The sequence below is a fragment of the Bacillus cereus group sp. N14 genome, assembly GCF_016483555.1.
Taxonomy (GTDB): domain Bacteria; phylum Bacillota; class Bacilli; order Bacillales; family Bacillaceae_G; genus Bacillus_A; species Bacillus_A wiedmannii.
Genome location: NZ_JAEHBQ010000003.1, coordinates 318,255 through 331,145, shown reverse-complemented (window position 1 = coordinate 331,145; position 12,891 = coordinate 318,255). Strand labels below are relative to the sequence as shown.

Here is a 12,891-nt window from a genome sequence, read left to right as displayed (position 1 = left end):
GTGTGATAAAAACAATACGTATTTACAAAAAATAGATAACAAGAAAAGCACAAACTATATAATTTGTGCTTTTCTTGTTAATTTAAACGGCTATTACAATCTTAATTTTGTACCTCGTGTAATATAAACTCTCCTTTTTCTTTAGTAAATGGGGTAACACCTACAATTGCCTCAATATTAATTACTCCATATACATGCGGATATTCTTGACCGTTAGAAGCAAGTTCGTATTTTATTTCTGCTTTTATTAAGGATGGATCGATTGTCAGTAATAAAACATCTTCTTCATGATTAAAATATTTTTCAGCAACTTTTAAAGCTTGCTGTAAAAATGAACAATGAATAAATCCCTCTTCTTTAAGTGAAGCTTCATTAACTTCTCCATCTACCTTTGCGATTTCCCAATTTCTTTTTGTTATTATCTTTGTAATCATAGTTAGTTTCTCTCCAAGTCTTTATATAGAAAAACAAGAGGTTCTTCTTTTTGTTACTAGAAAACCCTCTTGTTTTTCATATTTATTTTAATCCTTTTATTAAAGACGATGCTTCTCCGCTATGGAAAATCCATAAATCATGGAGCGATCTTGTACATCCGACATACAATAACTTCGCATCGTGTTTTGTATTTTTATAATGTTCTTCGTCAACATCGATTAGTAGAACGGCATCAAATTCTAGCCCTTTCGCCAAGTATACAGGTACTACTGAAATACCACCTTCATATTTACTTTGATCTGCTTCAATCACGTTTACGGCCAATCCTGCTTTTGTTAATTTCTCATATATATCGCGGCATTCATCGTCTGTTCTTCCTATTACCGCAATGGTTTTCACATCTTCGTTTTGTAAATGTTTTAACGTCTTCATAATCTCATTAAATTGATCTTCTGCATGGATTACTTTAACCTCTTCACCACTACGAAAAACTGGTGTTGCGAGTCCAACTGGAATCTCTGCATTTTTAATTATTTCGTTCGCAAATTCTATAATTTCTTTTGTAGAACGATAACTTCTCGTTAATTCATAATAACCTGTTTCTTGAAATACTTCCTTAAAAGCACTCCAATCTTCAATCCCTTGATAATCATAAATTGCTTGAGATAAATCACCTAATATAGTGAAAGAATTACCTAGTGTAATTTCTTTTAATACATACACTTGGAATGGTGAGAAATCTTGTGCTTCATCAATAACAACGTGATGGAATTTCTGTCCGATTTCAATACCTGTTATGCGGTGATGTATGTAAATTAAAGCTGGTAAATCTTCTACATACACTTCTTTTTTACGACAATTCTTTTCAGTTTCTTTTACAAGTTCTTCAGGCAATATTTCGAGTATTTCTTTACTTTTCAATATTGAACTATATAGTGAAAGTGCACTCATTTTCGGCCAAAACTTCATATAGGTGTTCAATCTCTTTGTCGCTTCTTTTTTTAATAATTTCTTCTCGTTTGTTTCTCCATACTTTTTCAGTTCAATTTCAATCCAGCGCTTCATTCGGCCGACTAATCTTTCTCTTCTTTTCTTTAATGGATAGTGTTTATATTCAACTTGCATCCATTTTTTTATGTCTTCTACTGGAATAATAGCTTTGTCCCATGCCTCAAAATCACTTGTTGGTATTAATTCTTTTTCAAATTGAACCATTCTCTCTTCAATAAAGGACTTAAATTCCAGCGTGCCTTTCAATTTACCGAGCATAACCTTTTCTTCATCACGATTAATAGAAAATGCTTCTTTCAATTTTTCTTCTGTCTGCTTCAGTTTCACCGAATCATCTAACATGCGTAATGCCCAATCCGGAAATGTTGTTTGACTAATATTCCCGACACCTAATTCAGGAAGTACACTCGAAATATAGTCCAAAAACAGACTATTCGGAGCGAATACAATCATTCTCTCAGCTTCCAGCTGCTCACGATATTCATAAATTAAAAAAGCAAGGCGATGTAAAGCGATTGTTGTTTTTCCGCTCCCTGCAACCCCTTGAATTAATAATGGTAAGTTTCTTTCCGCACGAATAATATCGTTTTGCTCCGATTGTATCGTTGAAACAATATCCTTTAGTTTATTATCTTTATTCTCACCTAATCGATATAGAAGAAAATCATCGGCATGCGATACATCTTCATTTCCTTTTACATATGTATCAACAACACGTTCTAATTCTCTTTTTCGAATAGAGATATTTCGCTTTAAATAAACATCACCTTCTACTAATCCATCCGGTGATTGATAAAACGCTAATTCTTCACCGCCGGTAAATGAATAAAACATACTTGCGACAGGTGCCCGCCAATCAATTACAATTGGTTTCATCGTATCTTTATGTGAAACACCTACTTTACCGATATAAATCGGCATAACGTCTTCCTTTCCATCCTCCTGAAAATCTAATCTTCCAAAGTACGGCTCTTGTACACCGATACGTAAGTTTTGCCTATTAGATTCTCTCATACTTTCAAGAATTTGTTCTTTAAAATCATCCCCATAATAAACTGGAATTTTTTCAAGCTGTTCTAATTGATCATCCATCGTACGTAATGTATCTTTCATTTTTTGTAACTCTTCTTCAAAAATGTTGTTCATTTGATGATTCCCTCCTGTCCGTTCTAATTTTTCAGTCGAAATATAATTGTATTAAAAATCCATTTATAAAGTCAATAGTTTCAATTTAAATTTTCCGAAAAAACTCACTTTTCATCTTTCTAATTTTGAAATCTTATCGTTATTTTTACATTATAAGAATATAAAACATCTAAGTTACAACACTTTACATATAATAAAATAATGCATATAAATACTATTACTTTCTATTAATAATAACGATTTATACACTAACTTACTAAACTCTCATCTACCTTTCTATCGATTTCCCCCTTTCACTTGTAAAATAATGAGAAGTGTCAATAGGTAAATACCAAAAATAAAAAAGGAGTTTATTCGAAATGACTACAACCAATAGAAAGCATGTAAAGTTACACTTAATTATTTTTGTGTTAATTGTGCTAGCAAGTGGTTGGATCGGTGTATTTCTTGATTCTCTTCTAACAGATCAGCCTGAAGGAAATTCTTTAGGCATGGGCTTATGGCTTATACTTCCTTTCTTCGTCAGCATATTACTTAGAGTTCTTAGCCGAGATTGGCATGATTTTGGTATTAAACCAAATTTAAAAGGAAGCTTTAAATGGTATTTCGTAGCAATACTTATTTATCCATTCGTTACACTTATAACTATAAGCTTAGCTCTATTTTTCGGAGTCGTTAACATATCTAACTTTGAGATATCCTCATTATGTTCACTCATACTCATGTCTACTATAGGTAATTTTATTAAAAATATTTTCGAAGAGTTCTCTTGGCGCGGTTATTTAACCCCAAAGCTTATTGAATTAAAGTTAAACGATTGGCTAATTTATTTAGTTTCTGGTTTTATTTGGGCTCTTTGGCATGCTGCTTATTATATAGTCTTTTTACCAAATGAATATTTCGAATCCATTTCAAGATTAAATATGCTTTTATCAGGCTGTATACTTATGGTTTGTTGGTCTATTATGTATGTCGAAATATATAGACTTACAAAATCTGTGTGGCCATGTGTGTTCATGCATGCACTTGAAGACGCCGTACCTACTGTTTTAATAACTATAACCGGTATTATTACGCTTACAAATAGTAGTGATTTTTGGTTAAATCCTATTAATGGTGTCGTTGCTACTTCTTTATTTCTTGGCATCGGGATTGTACTAAGATCTATAAGGATAAAAAAGAACGACAATTAAATACGAAAGACAGTCAATTATTCACACTATAAAAGTAAAAAAGAGTAAGGAATTAATCCTTACTCTTTTTTACTTTTATACGATATGATAAACATTCATTTAATGACGCTTGCTCTTTATATTTTCCCTCTTCAAAGTCATACGCTCCTCCTGGGGAAATTCCAACTATACTGAAATGAGCCTCTGCACATAAATTACTAATCTCATCTATCGTATAGCAACGTAAAGATTGTGTCACGATATCATTTGAAGAATCTGTTTCCCACCAGTGGTCCAGCATCCTAGCATTTTCACTATCATATTCATATTTTCGCATTGCAGAATAAATCGGCATTTCTTGTCCATTTGCTTTTTCCCAATATAATGGTTGATAAATATCAATAAGTGCACACCCATCATCTTTCAACCAATTATGGATTCGCTTTAATAAAACCAATTGTTCTTCATCTGTTCCCACACCAAATCCGTCTAAATAACTAACAACATCAAACTTTTCTTCAAAGTTAATTTTATAAAAGTCAGCACAATGAATCACAATGTCGTTAGTAGAATGTTCTTTAGCAAACATAACTAACTCTGGTACAAGCTCAACCGTAGTCATTTTTATATCCAAATTAGACATCGCTCTTGCAAACCCGCCATTTCCAGCACCTAGTTCTAACATCGTCTGAAATGGATATCCCACTTGCTCTTTAATTTCTTCAGCAACTTCCTGTAACCAATTTTCATTATTTATATCATGGCTTAGTAATTCAAATTGTTTTTTATAAAATTCTTTTACATTTAATTCGTTCATTATTATTCTCCTCCTGTACGTTATTTTTCTACTACAGGTGAGAAACTAAATTTCTGACACCCATGAAAAACCCTCCTTTTTATTCCCCTATATTTACAATTTATCAAAATAATAAGAAATTTAAAAGTCTAAATATAAAAAATAGATAATGGATTATTCCACTATCTACTCTTTAGTTACTCTTATTTTTCTTTTTGATACTCCACCCAATCTCCAGAATCAATCACTTTCAATATCATCTTTTTATCTTGAGCGATATATACATATGCCTCTATTTCCCTATCAGCAGCATATACTGTTTGCTTGATTCGATCATATAAATCATTCTCCGCATTACCTGTATATTCTTCTAGTTCATCTAACTTACGCAATATCTCATCATTTACTTCATAAACTTCACCATAGACCTTTTCTTCATTTGAATAAATCATCGCCGGATAGCCTTCGTTTGTATCAAATAATTTGCCATACGTCCACGCTCCGTCTGCGATGCATATTGCACCTTGCATAAAATGAGCATTCGTTTGCTCTTTTCTTAACGTGCCATACACAAAAACGTGATGCATTAATCCCTTTCCCCTTTACATGTCACTACTTTCTAATTTGTAAATAAGCACGAATCATAAAGTAACTCACTTCATTCGGAAGTTGTTCCTTTATAGATTTCAAACCACCATCAGCATTTTGCACAGCAGTTTCAATCAGTTGTTCATATTCTGCAGGAACAAAACTGTTCCAGTCTACTTCCATTCCATCTTCAAAACAACGAATTAAATGATTTTCAATCGTTTGTCTTGATAATCCACGTTCTTTCGCAATTTCATCTAGATCAATGCCTTGTTTATACATTTCATACGTTTCCAAATGAGAATTTGCTGAAGCTTTCCCTGACTTCTTCCGCTCTGACACCACTTCTGTTTTAATAGTTTCAGCATAGTTTGGGTTTTCCTCAATAAAGTGCTGAACTGCTTGTAAGAAGTGAGAACCATACTTCACAAGTTTATGTTCACCAATCCCTTTCACTGTTAAAAGTTCAGAGTCACTTTGCGGCATTTTTGCACACATATCTTTCAAAGTTTGATCAGAGAAAATAACGAATGGAGGTACACCTTCTCCTTGCGCAATTTCTTTACGTACTTCGCGAAGCACTTCAAATAAAGGATGATCTTGAACAATTTGTCTTGTCTCTACTCGTTCTTTACGTAAAACAGTCTCTTTACCTAATAATACTTCTTTCCCTTTTTCTGTTACTTTTAATGTTGGATACGTACCATGTTCAACTGCAATTAACTCATCTGAAATTAGAAACTCAATAAATTCACTAACTTCTTTTACGCTACGATTTGATAGTAACCCGTATGTTGGTAAAGTATGAAAATTGAATTCAATAACTTTCTTATTTTTCGAACCAGTTAAAACTTGTGCAATCATTTGTTTTCCAAATCGTTGGTTCGTTCTAATCATGCAAGATAGAACCATTTGTGATTCTCTCGTTACATCGATACTTTCGCGGTCGTCCGTACAATTTTCGCAGCGGCCACAATCTTCTTTCGGTTCTTCTCCAAAGTATTGCAAAATAAATGATTGTAAACATTGTTCTGTATGACAGTAATCAGTCATATTTTGCAGTTTTTCAAGTTCATTTGAAAATCGAGATTCACCTGTCGATTGATCAATTAAAAAGCGCTGTACTTGCACATCTTGAGAAGAATATAGCAATATACATGCACTATCTAATCCGTCACGGCCAGCACGTCCTGCTTCTTGGTAATAACTTTCCATATTTTTTGGCAGTTGATAATGGATAACGTAACGAATATTCGATTTATCAATCCCCATACCGAATGCAGATGTCGCTACCATTACACTCACTTCATCACGTAAAAAGAGTTCTTGCTGCTCATTTCGATCGGTATCACTCATACCAGCATGGTATTTTGATACAGATACTCCCGCTTTCATTAAATCCTCATACAATTGATCAACTACTTTTCTAGTAGCTGCATATATAATCCCAGATTCTTTTTGATTTTGACGAATATAATCCGCTAAATATGCATTACGATCTTGTCCTTTAATAACAGAAAATGATAAGTTTTCGCGCTCAAACGTTGTCATAATCGTATTTTCTTGATTAATTCCAAGCGTGTTGCAAATATCTTCACGAACTTGTGGTGTTGCCGTCGCAGTTAATGCTAGTACGAGCGGCTTTTCTGGAAGATAATCTAATATGCGATGTATATGTAAATAACTCGGACGGAAATCATGTCCCCACTGAGAAATACAGTGCGCCTCATCAATTGCAATCATCGGAATTTTCATATCCATAAGTTGATCAACAAACTCCATTGAATCAAGACGCTCCGGCGCCACATAAAGTAACTTATAATGTCCTTGTTTTGCCAATTGAATTCGTTGATTCGCTTCTGTAATAGAAATAGAACTATTAATATAAGTAGCTGAAATACCATTTTGCACTAATGTATCTACTTGGTCCTTCATAAGTGATATTAAAGGTGATATAACTAACGTCGTTCCTTCGAATACTAATGCGGGAATTTGATAACAAATTGACTTACCACCACCCGTAGGCATAATACAGACTGTATCTTTCCCATCTAATACATTTTTAATTGTTTCATCTTGTCCTCTTCGGAATGACGAATAACCGAAATAAGACGCTAAAAGTTCTTGTGCTTTTGTAAACAAAAAAGAGTCACCTGCTTTTCTTTATCTTTCATCTATCCCTATTATATCATCACTTATGTGACTTGAAAGTAATCAATACATGACTAACAGCTTGCTTTTTCATTATTTTATGCTTCTCTACGTTTTAAAGGTTGTTTAGCAACGGTGTTTTAATGGCTATTTATGTTTATAAATTTTAAAACATAAATAAAGCACATTTAAAATGAATTACAAAATAAATATACATTTTATTACTCTTCCTTGAATACTACTAATCTTATACATATGAATTCAGGAGGTTACTATATGAAGCAGCAGAATATTAGTTCCATCAAGCAGAAAACAGTACCGAACCAACTCCAATTCTCGAATCATGATGCGTGGAAATATGAATCGTATTATAAATACCAGCCATTATTTTCTTATAAAAACCTTTTTCATTTTCTTTCTCAACTTTTTAAACGTTAATACGTGTGTGTGATATATTATCCATAATAATTTTCTCAATATATACCTGATAGACTTACTATAATACAACTGTTATCATATGAAACATTCTGTTGGATAAACCCCTTAAGTTGACCTGCCTATTTCAGCAGGTCTTTTTTGATTATTATTTAATTCAGTACAATTATATATGTTTACATGTCTTTTCTCCATTTTATAACCATACGCCACTCACAACAAATGATGATAATAACAAGAAGTAAAATATAAGTTCTTAAGATTTAATGAAGTAATTCTTTTTTCTCAATACACAAAACGAATTTCACTTGTTACTATAAAAGTACTCCAGATGAGTTTTTGCTCATCAACATTATCTAGTTAAAGGGATCTGCTGCGGGAAGCGGATCCCTTTGACTTTATTAAAGATCTATTTTCATTTGGACACATTTACCAGGTTTTTTTAATAGAATTTTATGATAACATTACTTAGTCGAGTCCGACATCTCGGCAATACCCTTTTGAGGCTCTGCAACTTCCCTTGCAGAGCCTTGTTTATTATCGTATTCATTTTATTTATATATACCACAATAAAATTCTTCATCTTTTTCCATATCAATTTCTGAAATTAATCTAGGACACGTAACTAAAAATAAATTCCCATCATACTTTGAGTTATACATGTTCAAAGGAGTGTTACCGTTTATGTATTCTTATTGGCAATCGTATTACTCCCCCTATCATAACCCTTATGTACACTTTGATACATCTGTACGTAATTACCGAATTAGTAAAAACGAGAACTTTTTAAAAGGTTATATGCGTTCTTTATGGGAACAACATGTCGCTTGGACGAGATTAGCTATTATAAGTATTGTCTTTAATTTACCAGACGTTAACGTTACAGTTGGGCGTCTTCTTCAAAATGCAACACATATGGGACTATCTCTTGAACCATTCTATGGTGAGGATGCTGTAAAAAAATATAGTGCACTAATTAAAGACCACTTAGTCATTGCAGCGGATCTAGTTAAAGCCGCAAAAGCTGGTGATCAAAATACAGCTGTCGCTATAGAGAAAAAATGGTACGCTAATGGTGATGAAATTGTGGCGTTTCTGACTAGCATCAACCCATATATAGAAAAAGAAGAATTTCGAAAAATGTTTTATGAACATTTAGCATTAACAAAAGCTGAAGCACTTGCCTTCCTAAATAAAGATTTTGAAGCAAGCGTAAAACTATACGATAAAATTGAAAAAGAAGCATTAGAAATGGCAGACATGATAACAAACGCAATCGTAAAGCAATTTCCGCAAGTGTTTCAATAATAATAAGCCGATTTGAAAACACAAATCGGCTTATTAAACTTTGTATCAATGAAATTTCACCTCTCCCCTTTACATTTAACGTATATCGATATATTTTATTAATATCCGTTTTTTATAGGAGGAAATCTTTTGATTAACGCCATTGGTCTCGTATTTATACTCACAAATAAACACGAGAAAAAAAAGAAAGTTTATCTAAATGAAAAATTCGCATTAATAGACATTATTGATTCTAAGGAAGTAATTGATGATGACGGTAACTTACTAGTTGAACTAACATGTAAATACAGTATATATTTAGATGAAAAATATTACTGTAAATCTCTCGATGATTATACTGGGCAAGTATTTCCGTTCTTGAGCGCTAAAATAGGAAAAGGTCTTCTCAGAAATTTAAATTACTATTTCTCATACGTTGATGCTTATGATAAGAAACCACCTGTTAAAGAAATTAGACCACTTATGAAACAAGTAACGAACAGATAGCGAAAAATACTTAAAAAAGAAAGCATCTAACTTCGGATGCTTTCTTTTTTGAATCTAGAATAGAACTCGTTAAGTTCTATCCTTCTTCTAAAAGTATGTATCTAGACATACTTTTAATTAAAAACAATGGAGGATTTAACTGAATGAAATACTCAGAAACGATTGTTAGTAAACGGCTTCGAACACTTAAAATATTTAGTATGTTTATTATGCTAGTTTTAATTGGATGGCTTGGATATACAAAATTACTTTATGAGAATGGATTTCTTCAAGAAAAGAAAAATTCTGTTGAAGTAATGAATACTAGCATTACAGGTGAAATTGAACAAAGTTTCCATGTAAACTTACAAGGTTACCGTAAAATAGACGTTGATACTATTATAGATGCAAGTAAAACCGATCCGAGCGAACTATCATTAATAGAGCTAATTAATACATCTTGTTCGCGAGATTGCATAAGTGAACCATTGACATATGTGGACGAAAACAATGGATATATCTTTTATAAAGAATCTACCGGAACTAATGTAGCTATAAAAATTAAAAAACGAGATACATGGGAAATTGAAAGAAAATTAATTCAAGATGGAATGTAAAAGCTTCATATACAAAAAGAGTACTTACTTTTAAGTACTCTTTCAAAAAAATTTACCACTTGCGGCACTTATCGTCATCATCATCACGCTTACGATTGCAACGGCAATCATCACAATCACAATGACGTTTACGTTTACAACCACAATCATCACAATCTCTACGTCTACATCTTCCAAACATTAGATCATCCCAAAATCTATTACAATCCTGGAATTGTCTACAACGACAATTGTTTCCCATGAATATGACTCTCCCTTCAATAGCATTCATCATATTCTATGTTTGAAAGTATAAAACGGCTTGTTTACTAGTCTATATTCTACGTTTTATAAAAGTTATTTTAGCATCCTTAATAATTCTTCCTTACATATTCAACGGAAATACAACATAGAAAAAAGCCCAATATTTGGGCTTTACATTCATGTATATTTTCTTTCTTCTCTCTCACAATAGTATGTAACTGCTAAGTTCACTAAAAATGCAACAAAAGCAAGGGTGCTCGTTGTTAAGAATATGTATTCTAATATTGATAAGTTATTAAAATCAATTAATAATAACACAAGACCTATACAAACAAAGCTAGATACATTACTTTTGAAAACTTTTTTCACTCTTAATCACCTCCATCTTCATACCTTAATTATACATTGGTTACCTATATACATTGTAAAACATTTGTTATATCAACCAAGCTTATGTAAACCGAAAAGCTGACTATAATTTCCCTATAGCTCCCTCCCTTCCCCCACAGCCTCCTTCAACCTCTGCAACATATACCCAATCCCTTTACACCCAGCTAACGGATACGTAATGATTTCTTCTGGATATAATTGTGTCACTACTTTCTTATGTTTCTTTCCTGCAAGTAAAACGATTTCATCAAACTGAAGCAAGTCCTTTTCAATCATCTGTTGTTTTAATTGTTCCATACTAATAATCTCATCACTCTTTGAATCAAACGCAAGATCATAGTTTTCTAATAGAATATCATTTGGTCTTAAAAATCCATGCTTCGCAGATAAGATAACCCAATTCTCGAAAAACATAGTTGCATACGCCTGACATGCTTTTCCGAATGGGCTAATATATACATCTTTTGCCTCCATCGGCCCGTAATCTGAATACTTATCCCAAATTTTCTTCTTTCCGCATGGAATTATGCATAACCTTTTCATCTTTATTTCTTACCTCACTTCTAACTTTTTAAATATAAAAATATAGAACTCTCTACTTCTTCATACGCAGCTTCTATATCTCCAATTCCCACTACGTTCCAACCATTATTTGTTTCTATCGGTCTTTCATTCATTATGATATGAACTTGTGTCATATTTTTAAAATCTTCTTCAAAAGATGCTAAAACAGGTTGATTTATCATATATGTTTTATTATGTATACTTACACTTAAAAAAGTTTTATGTAATGCTTTATTTCCGTTTAACTTTACATTCATTGGATTAAACGAATTTAATTTTATATTCCCTACAATATACAGATGATACCCTTCTTCTTTATAAAATTGCATGAAATCCTTGTCTCTTTCGTTTTGAACAAAATGAAGAATTTGCTTTGTTTCTTTACTTATTGCAATTTCATTATTTAAACTCAAATCCACATTTATATTTTGTTTTAAAAAGGCATATAACGATGTATCACTATTAAAGAAGCTCGTTTTCCATTCAGGAAGGATTTCATCTAATAATAAACATAAAAGCATTCCTGGGCTATAGCAGCTCTTTCTAATGTTACAATTAGCTTCATATGCATCTAAAATAAGTCCGCTATATTTTCGTAATGTTTCGCTTTCATCCTTTTTGCATACTGAATTGTATGCATTCATTTCAACATACCAAGCAGGCCCCTCTATGCTTTCAACCATACATTCATATGTTATAAACTCTTCTTTCATAAAACTAGCTCTACGCTCTCTTAGTTCAATAAATCGCTTAATATAATTAATTCTCTCAGCTTGTGACTTACAATGAACAGCATCATATAAACAAATTCGTTCTTTATTTCGCAATTCTATATTTTCTTCTGTTATAGGATATTGAAATCCTATAGATTCATTTGGAAATCTCCTTTCTTTATTCAAATATTGATAACAATGAAAAAGTTCATGCACCACAACCGCAAGTAAAGTTTCATAATCTTTATATCTATTCATATTCACAATAGCAGTCGGATAATCTTTGAATAGTATAAATGTATCAGCTTTAAATTGTTCATCCCACTTTAATACGGTATACTCATACTTATCATCACCTTTCAAAAATAAAGGATGATGAAATACATACACATACTCATCATTATATAATGCAAATGCAGCCCTATTAAAACCAGGCCATAGCGTATTCAATAATTCTATACTTACATCTTTCTTTATTCGATTTAATATATTGTTCATTATATGTAACACCCCTATATCATTCTACATACACCTATTCTATTCCACTTAAAAACAACCCTTTTATTTACATAAATATTAGAAATACATATATCTTATCTCAATCTATAATGTGTTATATAAATATACATGTGATGATTTTATGAAAAGGAGGTGAACATATGAAAAATATAATCCCTGCACTAGTACTCTATATTATTGTTTGCATAATCGCTATGATTGCTCCAGCATCTGAAGGCTATAATCACGTTGGCTGGAAGTTGTTTGTTGGACAAGCGTATGCCATACCTATTTTCATCATTGCGGCTATTATTACATTTTATATAAACAAGAAGAAATCTACGAATAAACAGTTATAA

Annotated in this window: 14 protein-coding genes and 1 pseudogene; 6 read left to right on the top strand and 9 right to left on the bottom strand. The window is 32.2% G+C overall.

What is annotated here, in order from left to right:
* Positions 1-101 precede the first annotated feature (101 nt).
* Positions 102-434 (bottom strand): DUF952 domain-containing protein, encoded by a 333-nt coding sequence (locus JDS82_RS07445; RefSeq protein ID WP_199712956.1) that lies wholly within the window; start codon positions 432-434, stop codon positions 102-104.
* 82 nt (positions 435-516) lie between these two features.
* Positions 517-2,592 (bottom strand): HelD family protein, encoded by a 2,076-nt coding sequence (locus tag JDS82_RS07440; RefSeq protein ID WP_199712955.1) that lies wholly within the window; start codon positions 2,590-2,592, stop codon positions 517-519.
* Positions 2,593-2,951: 359 nt separating this feature from the next.
* Here JDS82_RS07440 and JDS82_RS07435 point away from each other — a divergent pair.
* Positions 2,952-3,817: pseudogene (locus JDS82_RS07435) on the top strand (CPBP family glutamic-type intramembrane protease).
* Between the two features lie 20 nt (positions 3,818-3,837).
* Here the strand turns inward: JDS82_RS07435 and JDS82_RS07430 are convergent.
* The 3 genes from JDS82_RS07430 to recQ form a co-directional block, all read right to left on the bottom strand.
* On the bottom strand, positions 3,838-4,581 hold the full coding sequence (locus JDS82_RS07430; RefSeq protein WP_199712954.1) for a class I SAM-dependent methyltransferase: 744 nt from the start codon (positions 4,579-4,581) through the stop codon (positions 3,838-3,840).
* 182 nt (positions 4,582-4,763) lie between these two features.
* Positions 4,764-5,147, bottom strand: coding sequence for a gamma-glutamylcyclotransferase family protein (locus JDS82_RS07425; protein WP_000546569.1), 384 nt, complete (start codon positions 5,145-5,147; stop codon positions 4,764-4,766).
* A 25-nt stretch (positions 5,148-5,172) separates the two neighbouring features.
* A complete protein-coding gene (recQ, locus tag JDS82_RS07420) occupies positions 5,173-7,290 on the bottom strand; it encodes a DNA helicase RecQ (RefSeq protein ID WP_000494296.1) in 2,118 nt (705 codons plus the stop codon).
* Positions 7,291-7,575: 285 nt separating this feature from the next.
* Between recQ and JDS82_RS07415 the strand changes: the two genes are divergently transcribed.
* From JDS82_RS07415 to JDS82_RS07400, 4 genes are all read left to right on the top strand, one after another.
* On the top strand, positions 7,576-7,737 hold the full coding sequence (locus tag JDS82_RS07415) for a hypothetical protein (protein WP_199712953.1): 162 nt from the start codon (positions 7,576-7,578) through the stop codon (positions 7,735-7,737).
* A gap of 681 nt (positions 7,738-8,418) precedes the next feature.
* Positions 8,419-9,042, top strand: a complete 624-nt coding sequence (locus tag JDS82_RS07410) for a hypothetical protein (protein WP_064449444.1) — start codon at positions 8,419-8,421, stop codon at positions 9,040-9,042.
* A 129-nt stretch (positions 9,043-9,171) separates the two neighbouring features.
* Positions 9,172-9,528: a hypothetical protein gene (locus tag JDS82_RS07405; RefSeq protein WP_000606235.1), complete on the top strand. Its 357-nt coding sequence runs from the start codon at positions 9,172-9,174 to the stop codon at positions 9,526-9,528.
* A gap of 143 nt (positions 9,529-9,671) precedes the next feature.
* Positions 9,672-10,124 carry an SET domain-containing protein gene (locus JDS82_RS07400; RefSeq protein ID WP_061673376.1) on the top strand — a complete coding sequence of 151 codons (453 nt, stop codon included), beginning with the start codon at positions 9,672-9,674 and terminating at the stop codon, positions 10,122-10,124.
* 52 nt (positions 10,125-10,176) lie between these two features.
* Here the strand turns inward: JDS82_RS07400 and JDS82_RS07395 are convergent, their stop codons facing one another.
* The 4 genes from JDS82_RS07395 to JDS82_RS07380 all read right to left on the bottom strand — a co-directional run bounded on the left by JDS82_RS07395 (position 10,177) and on the right by JDS82_RS07380 (position 12,532).
* The gene (locus JDS82_RS07395) at positions 10,177-10,365 is read right to left on the bottom strand and encodes a hypothetical protein (protein WP_071742436.1); all 189 of its coding nucleotides are present in this window, start codon (positions 10,363-10,365) and stop codon (positions 10,177-10,179) included.
* 179 nt (positions 10,366-10,544) lie between these two features.
* Positions 10,545-10,736, bottom strand: coding sequence for a hypothetical protein (locus JDS82_RS07390; protein WP_016087535.1), 192 nt, complete (start codon positions 10,734-10,736; stop codon positions 10,545-10,547).
* 114 nt (positions 10,737-10,850) lie between these two features.
* Positions 10,851-11,300, bottom strand: coding sequence for a DUF6884 domain-containing protein (locus JDS82_RS07385; RefSeq protein ID WP_199712952.1), 450 nt, complete (start codon positions 11,298-11,300; stop codon positions 10,851-10,853).
* A gap of 20 nt (positions 11,301-11,320) precedes the next feature.
* Positions 11,321-12,532 carry a peptide ABC transporter permease gene (locus tag JDS82_RS07380; protein ID WP_199712951.1) on the bottom strand — a complete coding sequence of 404 codons (1,212 nt, stop codon included), beginning with the start codon at positions 12,530-12,532 and terminating at the stop codon, positions 11,321-11,323.
* Between the two features lie 161 nt (positions 12,533-12,693).
* Between JDS82_RS07380 and JDS82_RS07375 the strand changes: the two genes are divergently transcribed.
* A complete protein-coding gene (locus JDS82_RS07375; protein ID WP_016087532.1) occupies positions 12,694-12,891 on the top strand; it encodes a DUF4017 family protein in 198 nt (65 codons plus the stop codon).

Coding starts and splice junctions, on each gene's coding strand:
- JDS82_RS07375 (WP_016087532.1), top strand. CDS start 12,694: ATGAAAAATATAATCCCTGCACTAGTACTCTATATTATTGTTTGCATA.
- JDS82_RS07415 (WP_199712953.1), top strand. CDS start 7,576: ATGAAGCAGCAGAATATTAGTTCCATCAAGCAGAAAACAGTACCGAAC.
- JDS82_RS07445 (WP_199712956.1), bottom strand. CDS start 434: ATGATTACAAAGATAATAACAAAAAGAAATTGGGAAATCGCAAAGGTA.
- JDS82_RS07430 (WP_199712954.1), bottom strand. CDS start 4,581: ATGAACGAATTAAATGTAAAAGAATTTTATAAAAAACAATTTGAATTA.
- JDS82_RS07395 (WP_071742436.1), bottom strand. CDS start 10,365: ATGGGAAACAATTGTCGTTGTAGACAATTCCAGGATTGTAATAGATTT.
- JDS82_RS07440 (WP_199712955.1), bottom strand. CDS start 2,592: ATGAACAACATTTTTGAAGAAGAGTTACAAAAAATGAAAGATACATTA.
- JDS82_RS07410 (WP_064449444.1), top strand. CDS start 8,419: ATGTATTCTTATTGGCAATCGTATTACTCCCCCTATCATAACCCTTAT.
- JDS82_RS07425 (WP_000546569.1), bottom strand. CDS start 5,147: ATGCATCACGTTTTTGTGTATGGCACGTTAAGAAAAGAGCAAACGAAT.
- JDS82_RS07400 (WP_061673376.1), top strand. CDS start 9,672: ATGAAATACTCAGAAACGATTGTTAGTAAACGGCTTCGAACACTTAAA.
- JDS82_RS07380 (WP_199712951.1), bottom strand. CDS start 12,532: ATGAACAATATATTAAATCGAATAAAGAAAGATGTAAGTATAGAATTA.
- JDS82_RS07385 (WP_199712952.1), bottom strand. CDS start 11,300: ATGAAAAGGTTATGCATAATTCCATGCGGAAAGAAGAAAATTTGGGAT.